Origin of the sequence: Vibrio sp. 10N.247.311.47 (assembly GCF_041467535.1) — a bacterium.
Taxonomy (GTDB): Bacteria; Pseudomonadota; Gammaproteobacteria; order Enterobacterales; family Vibrionaceae; genus Vibrio; species Vibrio crassostreae_C.
This window is the reverse complement of the sequence record NZ_JBFSUR010000048.1, coordinates 14,094-27,010: the sequence shown is the minus strand read 5'-3', so window position 1 is coordinate 27,010 and position 12,917 is coordinate 14,094. Positions and strand designations below refer to the sequence as shown.

Sequence of the window (12,917 nt, the reverse complement as noted above, 5' to 3'; positions counted from 1 at the left end):
AAAGTGGGCGCTACAAAGGTAAGCGCGTGATCCAAGGCGGTCGAGCGCAAGTACGAACCGTTTTATACATGGCGATGATGTCAGCCATGCAATGTAACCCCATATTCAAAGCGACTTATGCTCGACTTTTAGCTGCTGGGAAACCTAAAAAAGTCGCAATAATCGCGTGCGTACGAAAGATGGTTGTGACACTTAACTCTATGCTCAGAGATGGCGCCATGTGGGATGAAAACACAGCCAAAAATTAATCATTGACGCCATAGTCGTTTGTTAGCCAGTAAAATACATTCAGACGCTTGCCCATCTCGACCAGCTCTGCCGATCTCTTGTGAGTAGTTTTCGATCGATTTTGGTAAGTCAAAGTGAATCACTCGGCGAATGTTGGACTTATCCACGCCCATACCAAACGCGATAGTTGCGACGATACAGCTCACGTCATCATTCATGAATTGGTGTTGAATAGCATCTCTATTTTCAGGCTTAAGACCCGCATGGTAAGCCACTGCATTAACGCCAGCATTGCGAAGCTGCTGAGCCACCATCTCTGCCGTTTGTTGAAGGGTGACATAAACAATAGTCGGAGCGAGAGAAGCTTGGTTAACCACATTGCACAAGGTTTCTAGCTTACTGGTTTGTTCACAAGGTTGAATCGACAGATCGAGATTTTGACGATAGAAACCCGTAACCACAACGCGCTCCTCATCAATTTCAAACTTTGACTTCATATCTTGGATAACCGCTGTAGTCGCAGTGGCTGTCAGTAGTAGAACCTGAGGAATATTGAGCTGTTTTTGGTATTGAGGAAGCTTCAGGTAGTCGGGTCTGAAGTTGTGTCCCCATTCTGAAATACAGTGCGCTTCATCGACCACAAGCAGTGAGATCGACACTTGGGAGATAAACTGACGAAAGCGTTCGTTCTTCAAGCGCTCGACGGAGATCATGAGGATCTTGGTGTCACCGTTACGCACTGACTGCATAACCTGTTGTGTGGTTTGTCGGTCTTGGCTTGATTCGATTGCCGCTGCGCTAATGCCTTTACTGTGCAGGAAAGCGAGTTGGTCTTTCATCAAGGCTAACAGTGGCGATATCACCAAGGTTAAGTGCGGTAACTCTAATGCTGGTAATTGATAGCACAGCGATTTACCTGAGCCTGTCGGGAATATCGCGGCAGTCGAGTGACCAGATAGAACGTTATCAATGACTTGCTTTTGCCCATTGCGCAGTGAGTCGAATCCGAATACTTGTTTTAGCTTCTGCTCAATCATTTATGTTCTACCTGAGTTATTAAGTGTCGTATTGATGCTAAAGCGGGCGCCCATTCATGATAGCGTCGCTTGATGAATCAAATGTCTTGCACCTGATTGTACCTAATTCTATTCTGTAGCTCCTATAGAAAAGCACCCCAATAGTATGAATAAGTCTGAGCTTCGCCAAATAATCATAGAGCAACTCGAATCCCGATTACGTATCGCACAATCTGCTACTCAACGCGCGATTGATGCTGCGACAGATGAAGAGACAGTGCCTGAGCATAAGTACGATACATTGGCACTAGAAGCTTCATATCTCGCCCATGGCCAAGCGGTGAGGGTGCAAGAGTGTGAGGACGACATTCAGTGTTATCGCAACTTAGTGCTGCGTGATAGTGAGAAGATTGCAGTGAGCAGCTACGTTGTGGTCATTGACGAGCATGATAAATATAAACACTTTTTTATGGGACCTAGAGTCGGCGGGCTTTCTGTCACGTGGAATGAGAATGAGATTGCCATCGTGACGGCAAATGCACCTTTTGGTCAGGCTCTAATGGGTAAAGAAGTTGGCGATGAGATTGAATTTAAAGTCGCTGATAAGCAGTTTTGCTACGAAGTTATCTCTATCGACTAACTAACTGACTAATAGATATAAAACGTTTCTCTGACAAAGAGGCATAATCCAAGGGTATAGTAATCTGTCAGATTGATGAGAGGATGTTATGAAAAGCTATGTATTTATGAAAAACAGTGTATTAATTGCATCGTTAACTGCGGCGATGGCAGTTGTGAGCCTGCCAACGTTTGCTGCTCAGTGTCGAGTTGATTTGAAGAATGAACTAAGAATCGATGATCAAAAAGTCGAAATCCATCAAGTGAATGGTGATACGGCCGTTTTTGATGATAACAACGACCTCTATATCCATGGTGAGAAGGTTGAGCTTGATGCCGACCAACAAGCGGCGATTGAGAAATACCGCGAAAATATGAGTGAGTACTTACCTCGAGCGAAACAAATGGCGAACGATAGCTTAGCGTTAGCCAATGACGTGATTGATGATATCGCGGCTAGCCTGGATTCACCTGAGTCATTTGATAATGTAAAAGAATCGATGAAAACCTACTTTGCAGAACTGGAAGCGCGTTATTACAAAGATGGCGAATTAGTGTTACCTGCAGAAAGCTTTGATTCGATGGCCAATGGCTGGTCTGAAGATTTCGAGAAGGCGAAAGAAATCTTTAACCAAGAATTTATCTCTAGCGCTTTTAATGCGATGTCAGAAAAAATGAAACAAGATGGTGGCCTAAACCTGACTGAATTGGCTGACAGTATGGCTGAATTAAAGCTGAAAGTTGAAGAGCGAATGAAAGAACACTCTCAACAAGTGAAAGAGGAAGCGAATGAGTTCTGTGATTCTCTTGATGAGATGGCGGAACAAGAGCAAGAGCTGCATGAAATCATTCCGAATCTAAAGGACTATCAAGTATTCACGATCTAATCTGAATTAACTGATGAATCACAAGAGCACCGTTTGGTGCTCTTTTTGTTTGTATAAATGGAACCATACGGCGAGTATTTATCTCTATTTAATCCATTTCCTTCTCAAGCCTTCCATTTCGCTTTGTTGTTTCTAATTGAACGATAAGACTGGTCTTTTGTTAATTTTGTGGTTCTAAATAGCGCATTGATTGTAAAAAATAGAGAATTGTTCATTTATTGGTTGTGCCTATCATTGCTTTTTATTACTGTACTTCCCAACTAGTTCACTGATTCTTAATGCGGGCGATATGGACCAACAACCTTCCTCTTCAAGAGAGCACTTTAGCTCTCGTTTAGGCTTTATTTTAGCAGCGGCTGGTGCAGCGGTTGGCTTGGGTAATATTTGGGGTTTCCCGACTCAAGTTGCCAGCAATGGTGGTGGCGCTTTCCTTTTAGTCTATTTGATCATGATCTTCGTGGTTGCTTTCCCTATGCTGGTGGTTGAGATGGCTATCGGCCGTCACGGCCAAGCAAACCCAGTTGATAGCATGCGATCTTTGACGACAAACCCTTTGGGTAAGAAAGTCGGTGAGTTTATCGGTTGGGTTGGACTGAGTGTACCAAGCGCCGTATTGGCGTTTTACAGTATTGTTGGTGGCTGGTTGATCTGCTTCCTAATTGGTGCGGTCGCGGATCTTATCGGCCTAGAAGCGATTGCTGATTGGTTTAAAGGCTTCAGTGTTGAGCGCAACGTATTTGGTACCGTAGCGTTCTATGTACTGACTATCTTGATTGTGCAGGGCGGTGTTAAGCAAGGCATCGAGAAGTGGTCGACTCGTTTGATGCCTGCGCTGTTTGTTTTATTTGGCTTATTGTTTGTTTACATCATGACGCAATCTGGCGCGATGGAAGGCTTAAAACATTACCTTATTCCAGACTTTGAGAAAGTGTGGGATAGAAAACTGATTCTGGCGGCAATGGGACAGGGGTTCTTCTCACTCACTATTGGCGGTTGCTCGATGTTGGTTTATGGCTCTTACTTAAGCAAGAAAGAGAACCTACCAAAAATGGCGATGAACGTAACTCTGGTGGATACTGCTGTCGCTTTTATTGCTGGATTAGTGGTGATGCCAGCAATGTTTGTTGCGATGCAAAAAGGCGTTCAAATTTACGCTGAAGACGGCTCACTATTAAGCTCTGACACTCTAGTATTCACGGTTTTGCCGTTGATGTTTGATAGTTTAGGTGTGCTTGGACAGATCTTTGCGATTGTGTTCTTTTTACTACTAACGATTGCTGCACTGACTTCTTCGATTTCGATGCTTGAAGGCCCGGTTGCGCTAGTGAGTGAGCGTTTCAATACTAGACGAACGCCAACAAGCTGGGTGATTGGTGGTGCTATCGCGCTGTTTAGTGTGGTGATTGTTTACAACTTTGCTGCGATGTTTGGCATGGTAGCGATGATTGCAACTCAGTATCTTCAACCAGTCGCTGCACTGATGTTCTGTGTGTTTGGTGGTTGGGTATGGAGCCGAGCTTCAAAAGTGAAAGAGCTTGAACAAGGCAGTCCTGATTTTCAACTTGGTTGGTTTGGTAAGGTTTGGCCAATGTATGTGAAGTTTGTGTGCCCAATTTTGGTAGCAACGGTTATCTGGGCATCTTTCGGTTAATGCAGAACCCTATCTGGGCTTTTTGAAATTACCTCCTCTGAACTTGAAATATTAAGCACAAAGCCACTCATAAAGAGTGGCTTTGTTGTTTTTATATAAAGCTTAGTGGCACGAAATATAAAGCTATAGCGGCACGAACAAGATAGAAAAAAGGCGCTGAACATAATATTCAGCGCCTTTGCATTGTTCGTTAAGCAATCGTGATTACTTAATTTCCATACCTTGAGCTTGCAAGTCCGCATGGTAAGAAGAACGTACAAACGGGCCACACGCTGCGTGAGTAAAGCCTAGCTCTAGAGCAATCTCTTTCAGCTCATCGAACTCAGAAGGCGGCACGTAGCGTTCTACTGGTAAGTGGTGACGGCTTGGTGCTAGGTATTGACCTAGTGTCAGCATAGTCACACCATGTTCGCGAAGGTCTTTCAGTACTTGAACGATCTCTTCTTTTGTCTCGCCAAGACCCATCATCACACCTGATTTTGTTGGGATATCAGGGTGCTGCTCTTTGAATTTCTTCAGTAGATCAAGAGACCACTTGTAGTTCGCACCTGGACGCGCTTTACGGTATAGACGTGGCGCTGTCTCTAGGTTGTGGTTGAAAACATCTGGCGGGTTGTCTTTCATTAGGTCAAGCGCAACGTCCATACGACCGCGGAAGTCTGGAACCAGTGTTTCGATACGAATATTTGGGTTGAGTTCGCGAATCTCACGGTTACAGTCAGCAAAGTGCTGAGCACCGCCGTCACGCAAGTCATCACGGTCAACTGAAGTGATTACAACGTACTTCAGTTTCATGTCTTGAATTGTTTTAGCCAGTTTCTTCGGCTCTTCAGCTTCAGGAGCAACAGGGCGACCATGGGCAACATCACAGAACGGGCAGCGACGAGTACAGATAGCGCCAAGAATCATAAACGTTGCCGTACCGTGGTTGAAACACTCGGCTAGGTTAGGACAAGACGCTTCTTCACAAACTGAGTGCAGGTTGTTTTTGCGCATTGCTGATTTGATTTCTTGAATACGATGGCTGTCTGAAGGAAGTTTAATCTTCATCCATTCAGGCTTACGTAGAACTTCTTTCTGTTCAGCAGGCATATTCTTTACGGGAATTAATGCCATTTTGTCAGCGTCACGATATTTAACGCCTTTTTCCATTTGGATTGGTTTGCTCATGATTTTATGCTTCTGCTGTAATGTTACTGGTGGCTTGAATGTCTACTTGGTCATAGCCGAGTAGCTCTACGAGCTCTTGTATTAACTGTTGCTCAACGTTTTCTAGTTCACTTGGTCCGCCGAGTTGGCTTACCTGCGCCATTTCCATACCTTGGTAACCACATGGGTTAATACGTAGGAATGGAGACAGGTCCATATCGACGTTGAGTGCTAGCCCGTGGAACGAGCAGCCACGTCGAATACGTAATCCGAGTGAACAGATTTTCTTGCCATCGACATAAACACCAGGAGCGTCAGGTCGGGCAGCTGAATCTATATTGTAAGCTTTCAGAGTATTGATTACGAGGTTCTCGATATGAGTCACCAAATCACGCACTCCGAATTTCTTGCGGCGGATGTTAATCAGAAAGTAAGCCACTAATTGGCCTGGGCCGTGATAAGTCACTTGGCCACCGCGATCGCTTTGTATTACAGGGATATCACCGGCATTTAATACATGCTCAGCTTTGCCTGCTTGTCCTTGAGTGAAGACAGGGTTGTGTTCAACCAACCAAACTTGGTCTACGTCTTCTTCCGTGCGTTCGTCTGTGAACTTATGCATGGCTTTCCATACAGGTTCGTAATCCTGACGGCCTAATTTTTTTACGATTAGCTTATTTTGCAAAGCTGCACTCCCTCAAGGATTAATAAAGTGAACGCATTATAAACGCGAAACATGATTCTAACTACAGACGGACTGCAAGGTTTTTCAACTTTCTTTGTATTTATTGAAAATTAAGTTGAATGAATTTGAGCTAGATAGGGTGCTTTAAACAAAAACAGCGGCAATAAGCCGCTGTTTTTCATGTGCAATCGGAGATTACAGAACCATACGAACGATTTCGATCTCGCCCAGTTCTTTATAAAGAGTTTCTACTTGTTCAATTGAAGTCGCAGTAATATTGATAGAAACAGAGTGGTAGTTACCTTTCGCACTCGGTTTTAGCGTTGGGCTGTAGTCACCAGGAGCATGACGCTGGATCACTTCTAGTACTAGCTCAGTCAGTTCTGGCTTAGCGTGGCCCATTACTTTGTAAGTGAATGAACAAGGGAACTCTAAGAGGTCTTTTAGTTTTGCATCAGAATTGATGTTCATGATTAGCTCCAAAAGGCTAGACGCTCGCAAATTGGCGAAATGTCGATAAAAAGCGTGTTCGGTCAACAGACACGAGTAATAAGGCGGAATATTACGTGTAAATATCACCGAACTCAAGATCAACAAAAGCCGCACATGGCGGCTTTTGGTTCACTAATGAGCAAATCATGAACTTACTCATTAGGTTAGCTATACAACAAGCTTAGGTTTTACCTAGAACAAACCTTTGGCTTGTTTAGAATAAACCCTTGAATAGAAGAACTAGGTAGTCCCATAGACGGCTGAATAGGCTGCCTTGGTCTACATCTTCAAGTGCTAGTAGGGGGTATTCAGCAACGTCTTCACCGTCTACTTGGTAGAATAGTTTACCAACTACATCGCCTTTGCTGATTGGCGCTTCTAGCTCTTTCTCAAGAACGAAGCTTGCCTTCAGGTTCTTAGCTTGACCACGAGGTAGCGTCACGAAAGTATCTTCGTCGACACCTAGCGCAACTGTGTCCTTGCTACCCATCCAGATCTTCTCTTCTACGAAAGTTTCACCGGCTGTGTGTGGTGCCACTGTTTCAAAGAAGCGGAAGCCGTAGCTAAGCAGTTTTTTGCTTTCTGTTTTACGAGCATTCGCATTCTTGGTGCCCATAACTACAGCAACTAGGCGCATTTTGCCTTCTGTCGCTGAGCTTACTAGGCTGTAACCTGCGTTGCTTGTGTGGCCTGTTTTGATGCCATCAACGTTCATGCTCTTATCCCATAACAGACCGTTACGGTTGTATTGGGTGATGCCGTTGTATGTGAATTTCTTCTGTGAGTAGATACGGTACTCGTCTGGTACGTCGCGAATCAGCGCCTGACCAAGTAGCGCCATATCGTAAGGCGTTGAGTATAGGTTCGGGTTGTCTAGACCGTGCACGTTAGCAAAGTGCGTGTCTTTCATGCCGATAGAGCTTGCCCAAGCGTTCATTAGGTCAACGAATGCATCTTCAGAGCCAGCGATGTGTTCAGCCATAGCAACACATGCGTCGTTACCTGATTGAATGATGATACCGCGGTTTAATTCTTCAACTTTAACCGTAGTGCCCACTTCAACGAACATCTTAGATGAATCTGGGAAGTTTTTAGCCCAAGCATTTTCACTGATTACAACATCGTCGTTTAGGTTGATGTTGCCACGGTCGAGCTCTTGGCCGATCACGTAGCTCGTCATCATCTTGGTTAAACTTGCTGGAGAAAGCTGAGTATTCATCTCTTTCTCTGCTAGTACTTTGCCTGAATGGTAATCCATCAGAACAAAACCTTTAGCGGCGATTTGAGGTGCATCAGGAACAACAATAGGAGCGGCGAATGACGATGTAGCTATCGTTGCAGAAAGAGCAACAGAAGTAGCAAAAATCGATTTAACAAGTTTATTAGATTTAATCATTTTGAATGCAATTATTTGGTGAACTATTCATATATTAACAGAATCACTCTGTCACACCAGAGCGCTGATTACCAGAAGTAACTGTTAGATTAATTAGCGAGTTAGGGTGTGTTTTTTTATATAAGCTGACGGGTAACCCATTAGCTTAACTTGTTCTAATTTCTCTTGAGTCAGAGCATAGTCATGAAATGGCCCAATCATCAGACGGTATTTGTCATCATTTGGCTGCAAGAACGTTGCTACTTCTAGCTTTTCGGCTAGATCTTTCGCTAACTTTTCGGTCCTATCTTCATGTGGAGATGTTGCGACTTGAATAATAAATTGCGGTAAAGCAGCCTTTTTATTTGCGTCGGTTGGCATAGCCACAGTAATGACTTCAATCTCAACATTTGCCGTGCCGGTTCTCAACACATCGAGCTTGTAAGCTGCCGCATAACTAAGGTCAATGATTCGGCCTTCATGGAATGGACCACGATCATTGATACGAACAATCGTGGTTTTGTTATTGTCGGTATTGGTCACTTTTACGTAGCTTGGAATAGGCAATGTTTTGTGTGCTGCAGACATCGAATACATGTCGTAGATTTCGCCATTAGACGTTAAATGACCATGAAATTTCTTACCGTACCAAGAGGCTTTTCCTTTCTCGGTAAATCCTTCCGTCTCCTTGACGATCTTATAGTCTTCGCCACGCAGAGTGTAATCCGTGTTACCACCTAAACTATAAGGTTCATACTGAGGGTGAGCATCTTCTAAATGCTCTACCGAAATCGGTGCGTCTGGTGCAATATCTGAATCAATATCGTAGCGGCCTGTTGGCTGCTTTGAAGAACAACCATTGATTAAAATCGCTAGCCCCAAGATAGAGACTATTTTTTTGATTGGCAGCTCTTCAACCAAGGATGCTTTTTTTTGAAACGTTGTAATAGACATCGATTAGGTCGCCTTTGAGAATGCTTTTCTGTGTGTATGTATCGACATTAAAATACCAAAACCAGCCATAAGGGTAACCATTGAAGTACCGCCATAACTGACTAGAGGAAGAGGAACACCAACTACAGGTAGAATGCCACTTACCATGCCAATGTTTACAAAAATATAAACGAAGAAGCTCAGTACAATACTTCCGCCCATCATTCGACCGAATGCGGTTTGAGCTTGGCTCGCAAGCACTAAGCCACGTCCAATAATAAACAGGTAGATCGCAAGCAAGAACAAGATACCGATCATGCCCCATTCTTCGGCGATGACCGCAAAAATGAAGTCAGTATGACGCTCTGGGATGAACTCTAGTTGAGATTGAGTGCCTTGCAACCAACCTTTTCCTGATATACCACCCGAACCTATCGCAATCTTACTTTGAATGATGTGGTAACCCGCACCTAATGGATCTGATTCAGGATCAAAAAGGGTTCTAACACGCACTTTTTGATATTCACGCATCAAGAAGAACCATAGGATTGGGATAAATGCCCCTAATGCGATTGCCGCGCTAGCAATGATTTTCCAACTGATACCAGCCAGGAATATCACGAAGATACCAGATGCGGCGATAAGGATAGATGTACCTAGGTCAGGCTGCTTTGCGATTAGAATCGTCGGTACAAACACCATCACTAGCGAGATCGCTAATGTTTGGAATGTTGGTGGAAGTGAGCGCTTACCGATAAATCGTGCCAGCATCAAAGGCACCGCGAGCTTTAATAGCTCTGACGGTTGGAATCGAACAAAGCCGAAGTTTAACCAACGCTGGGCGCCTTTAGAGGCTTCACCAAAGAACAACACGCCCAATAGCAAGATGACACCACCTACAAATAGCAGTGGTGCCAAGGTTTCATAAGTACGAGGTGAGATTTGCGCTAGGAAGATCATCACACCTAAAGACAGAGCCATGCGCATCGCCTGGCGGTCCATCATCGCAAGGCTTTGTCCGCTTGCGCTGTACATGATCAGCAGGGCAAAGCCCATTAAAACCAGAATGCCAAGCAAAAGCGGCAGGTCGATATGCAGCCTTTCGAATAGGGCTCTATTTCGTCCAGTTGAAGGATCAAGTTTCATTATTTAATTGGCTCACTTTGATAATCTTCTGCAAGGATAATATGGTCTAAAATCCTTCTTACTACTGGGCCGCCGTTAGAAGAACCGCCACCTGCGTTCTCTAGAACGATAGTCACGACGGCTTCAGGATCTTCAAAAGGCGCGTAACCCGTAAAGAGGGCGTGATCGCGTAAGTGCTCTGCGATTTCATCCGCGTTGTACTCTTCATCTTCTTTTAAGCCGAATACCTGTGCAGTACCCGATTTACCAGCGGTTTGGTAAGACATCTTCTGGAATGAACGTCTTGCCGTACCTTTCTTACCGTGGTTAGCCAGCCTCATACCTTCCTGAGCGATATCCCAATACTTCTTCTTAACCCCGGTTAGCGGTGGGTAAGTTTCAATGTCCGACATGATTTGTTCATCGAATGGACGACCGTTATCAATGGTTGAACGAAGTAGGTGAGGTGCGGTTACTTCACCTTCATTGACCAAAACTGATGTGGCTTTTGCAATCTGCATGGGTGTTGCAGTCCAGTAGCCTTGGCCAATACCAACTGGGATGGTGTCACCTTGGTACCAAGGCACACGGTGTCTTGCCATCTTCCAATCACGAGTTGGCATATTGGCTTTGCTTTCTTCATAAATATCGATGCCAGTATAATCACCAAAGCCGAACATCATCATCCATTTGGATATGCGATCAATGCCGAGATCATAAGCAATTTGGTAAAAGAAAGTATCCACTGACTCTTCAATCGCTTTCTCTATATCAACGACCCCGTGTCCCCAACGCAACCAGTCACGGAATGGTCTTGTTTTTGAATTAGGGATCTTCCAATAACCTGGGTCATTACGCGTTGTATTAGGTGTAATCACACCTTCTTGCAGAGCCGCAACAGCAATGAATGGCTTGATCGTCGATGCTGGTGGGTAAATACCTAGCGTTGCACGGTTAACCAAAGGGCGGTCTTTGTCTTGAAGCAGGGCGTTATAACCTTTAGACGAAATACCATGTACGAATGCATTTGGGTCGTAGCTTGGGCTAGATACCATGGCTAACACGCCATTGTCTTTCGGGTCGAGAACGATAGCTGAGCCACGGCGGCCATCCAGTAACTTATGTACGTATAGTTGTAGCTTGATATCCAAGTTGAGCACGATATCTTTACCCGGAACCGACGGTACAAATTTTAGAGTACGGATCACTCGTCCACGGCTGTTAACTTCGACTTCTTGATAGCCAGCGGTACCGTGAAGCATGTCTTCGTAGTAGCGCTCAATACCAAGTTTACCGATGTCGCGAGTGGCTTGGTAATTGGCGTCTTTCTCTTCGCGAACCAGGCGCTGCATATCACGGTCATTGATGCGCGATACGTAGCCAATCACGTGAGTTAACACATCACTATAAGGGTAGAAACGTTTTAGCGTACCTGTAACTTCAACGCCTGGGAACTTATGTTGATTTACAGAGAAGATCGCAACTTGTTCTTCGGTAAGCTGATTCAGAATAGGTACTGACTTGAAGCGTCGTGAATTGCGACGATCACGATCAAATAGTTCAATGCGCTCTGGCGGGATCTCGATTAATTCTTGTAGACGGACGAGCGTGTCATCCATATCTTTGATTTTTTCTGGTGTGATTTCTAGGTTGAAAACCGGGCGATTTTCGGCAAGAAGCACACCATTACGATCATAAATCAAACCACGGTTGGGGGCGATTGGAACGACCTTGATACGGTTATCGTTAGAGCGGGTTTTATAGTCTTGATATTGATTGACCTGAATGTTGTACAGATTAACAACCAACATCGATATCATGACTATGATCCCCGCAAACGCAACAAAAGCACGATTAGTAAATAGTCGTGCTTCTGCTTTGTAATCACGGATTTGGCTACGTTTACGTAACATTAACGCTTATTCTCGATGATAAGGGTGGTTAGCAGTGATGCTCCAAGCTCGATACAAGCTTTCAGCCATGATAACGCGTACTAATGGGTGAGGGAGAGTAAGCGCAGACAGAGACCAACTTTGGTCTGCAGCCGCTTTACATGCAGGTGCTAATCCTTCAGGCCCGCCGATAAGGATAGAAACGTCGCGTCCATCCAACTTCCAACTTTCCAATTGCTCTGCCAGTTGTGATGTGTCCCACTTTTTACCTGGGATATCAAGCGTGACAATGCGGTTGCCTTTTGGAACCGCTGCCAACATCGCTTCGCCTTCTTTTTGAAGAATGCGTGCAATATCCGCATTTTTACCGCGCTTTCCCGCAGTAATTTCAATGAGCTCTAATGGCATATCATGAGGGAAGCGGCGTTTATATTCTTTAAAGCCTTCTTCAACCCACTTTGGCATTTTTGTGCCAACTGCGATTAACTGGATCTTCAAAGCTTAGCCCCAAAGTTTTTCTAGTTGGTACAGTTCACGGTGTTCTTCTTGCATAACGTGAAGCATGCTTGTGCCCATATCTAGAACAACCCATTCACCTTCTTGCTGGCCGTCCATGCCTAGTGGCTGCATACCTGCTTTACGTACTTCATCAGCAACATGCTGTGCAATAGAAGCAACATGGCGCTTAGAGGTACCTGTACAAACAATCATGTAATCAGTAACGCTTGATTTGCCTTCTACATCGATAGTCACAATCGATTCTGCTTTCATGTCGTCGGCTTTGTCTGCAAGAAAATCTTTTAGTTCTTCACGTAACACGGGGTGTTCCTTTAATCTGAATTTAGCTTTTTAGGGGCTGTCGACCC

General features: G+C 44.6%; 13 protein-coding genes and 1 pseudogene. 4 read left to right on the top strand and 10 right to left on the bottom strand.

The genetic code is table 11. The annotated features are described in order from the left end of the window. A partial coding sequence (locus AB6E51_RS22350) for a transposase (RefSeq protein ID WP_372140195.1) occupies positions 1-248 on the top strand: 248 nt, incomplete at its 5' end. A gap of 18 nt (positions 249-266) precedes the next feature. Here AB6E51_RS22350 and AB6E51_RS22345 read toward each other — a convergent pair. Beyond that, a pseudogene (locus AB6E51_RS22345) lies at positions 267-1,265 on the bottom strand (RecQ family ATP-dependent DNA helicase); the annotation flags it as partial. Positions 1,266-1,410: 145 nt separating this feature from the next. On the opposite strand from AB6E51_RS22345, the gene AB6E51_RS22340 reads away from it, so the two are divergent. The 3 genes from AB6E51_RS22340 (at position 1,411) to AB6E51_RS22330 (ending at position 4,400) form a co-directional block, all read left to right on the top strand. After that, on the top strand, positions 1,411-1,884 hold the full coding sequence (locus AB6E51_RS22340) for a GreA/GreB family elongation factor (RefSeq protein WP_102333774.1): 474 nt from the start codon (positions 1,411-1,413) through the stop codon (positions 1,882-1,884). An 88-nt stretch (positions 1,885-1,972) separates the two neighbouring features. Further along, entirely contained in the window at positions 1,973-2,749 is a 777-nt protein-coding gene (locus AB6E51_RS22335; RefSeq protein ID WP_102333775.1) for a YggN family protein, read from the top strand. Positions 2,750-3,038: 289 nt separating this feature from the next. Next, positions 3,039-4,400 (top strand): sodium-dependent transporter, encoded by a 1,362-nt coding sequence (locus AB6E51_RS22330; RefSeq protein WP_102333776.1) that lies wholly within the window; start codon positions 3,039-3,041, stop codon positions 4,398-4,400. Positions 4,401-4,604: 204 nt separating this feature from the next. Here AB6E51_RS22330 and lipA read toward each other — a convergent pair whose 3' ends face one another. From lipA to rsfS, 9 genes are all read right to left on the bottom strand, one after another. Next, positions 4,605-5,570, bottom strand: a complete 966-nt coding sequence (lipA, locus tag AB6E51_RS22325; protein ID WP_017064177.1) for a lipoyl synthase — start codon at positions 5,568-5,570, stop codon at positions 4,605-4,607. Positions 5,571-5,574: 4 nt separating this feature from the next. Further along, positions 5,575-6,234, bottom strand: a complete 660-nt coding sequence (gene lipB, locus AB6E51_RS22320) for a lipoyl(octanoyl) transferase LipB (protein WP_004737632.1) — start codon at positions 6,232-6,234, stop codon at positions 5,575-5,577. 195 nt (positions 6,235-6,429) lie between these two features. Beyond that, entirely contained in the window at positions 6,430-6,708 is a 279-nt protein-coding gene (ybeD, locus tag AB6E51_RS22315) for a DUF493 family protein YbeD (protein ID WP_026084358.1), read from the bottom strand. Between the two features lie 232 nt (positions 6,709-6,940). After that, a complete protein-coding gene (locus tag AB6E51_RS22310; protein ID WP_017062336.1) occupies positions 6,941-8,122 on the bottom strand; it encodes a serine hydrolase in 1,182 nt (393 codons plus the stop codon). 93 nt (positions 8,123-8,215) lie between these two features. Then, on the bottom strand, positions 8,216-9,055 hold the full coding sequence (locus tag AB6E51_RS22305) for a septal ring lytic transglycosylase RlpA family protein (RefSeq protein WP_065584445.1): 840 nt from the start codon (positions 9,053-9,055) through the stop codon (positions 8,216-8,218). Between the two features lie 3 nt (positions 9,056-9,058). Continuing rightward, a complete protein-coding gene (gene rodA / locus AB6E51_RS22300) occupies positions 9,059-10,180 on the bottom strand; it encodes a rod shape-determining protein RodA (RefSeq protein ID WP_017062334.1) in 1,122 nt (373 codons plus the stop codon). Next, positions 10,180-12,072, bottom strand: a complete 1,893-nt coding sequence (mrdA, locus tag AB6E51_RS22295; RefSeq protein WP_372058995.1) for a penicillin-binding protein 2 — start codon at positions 12,070-12,072, stop codon at positions 10,180-10,182. Before mrdA ends, rodA begins: the two co-directional genes overlap by 1 nt. A gap of 6 nt (positions 12,073-12,078) precedes the next feature. Then, entirely contained in the window at positions 12,079-12,549 is a 471-nt protein-coding gene (rlmH, locus tag AB6E51_RS22290; protein ID WP_065584443.1) for a 23S rRNA (pseudouridine(1915)-N(3))-methyltransferase RlmH, read from the bottom strand. Positions 12,550-12,552: 3 nt separating this feature from the next. Continuing rightward, positions 12,553-12,870, bottom strand: coding sequence for a ribosome silencing factor (rsfS, locus tag AB6E51_RS22285; protein WP_004735247.1), 318 nt, complete (start codon positions 12,868-12,870; stop codon positions 12,553-12,555). Positions 12,871-12,917 lie beyond the last annotated feature (47 nt).

Excerpts from the sequence above, each read along its gene's own strand:
- mrdA (WP_372058995.1), bottom strand. The coding sequence starts at position 12,072 with ATGTTACGTAAACGTAGCCAAATCCGTGATTACAAAGCAGAAGCACGA.
- rodA (WP_017062334.1), bottom strand. The coding sequence starts at position 10,180 with ATGAAACTTGATCCTTCAACTGGACGAAATAGAGCCCTATTCGAAAGG.
- AB6E51_RS22340 (WP_102333774.1), top strand. The coding sequence starts at position 1,411 with ATGAATAAGTCTGAGCTTCGCCAAATAATCATAGAGCAACTCGAATCC.
- AB6E51_RS22330 (WP_102333776.1), top strand. The coding sequence starts at position 3,039 with ATGGACCAACAACCTTCCTCTTCAAGAGAGCACTTTAGCTCTCGTTTA.
- AB6E51_RS22305 (WP_065584445.1), bottom strand. The coding sequence starts at position 9,055 with ATGTCTATTACAACGTTTCAAAAAAAAGCATCCTTGGTTGAAGAGCTG.
- AB6E51_RS22310 (WP_017062336.1), bottom strand. The coding sequence starts at position 8,122 with ATGATTAAATCTAATAAACTTGTTAAATCGATTTTTGCTACTTCTGTT.
- lipA (WP_017064177.1), bottom strand. The coding sequence starts at position 5,570 with ATGAGCAAACCAATCCAAATGGAAAAAGGCGTTAAATATCGTGACGCT.
- AB6E51_RS22335 (WP_102333775.1), top strand. The coding sequence starts at position 1,973 with ATGAAAAGCTATGTATTTATGAAAAACAGTGTATTAATTGCATCGTTA.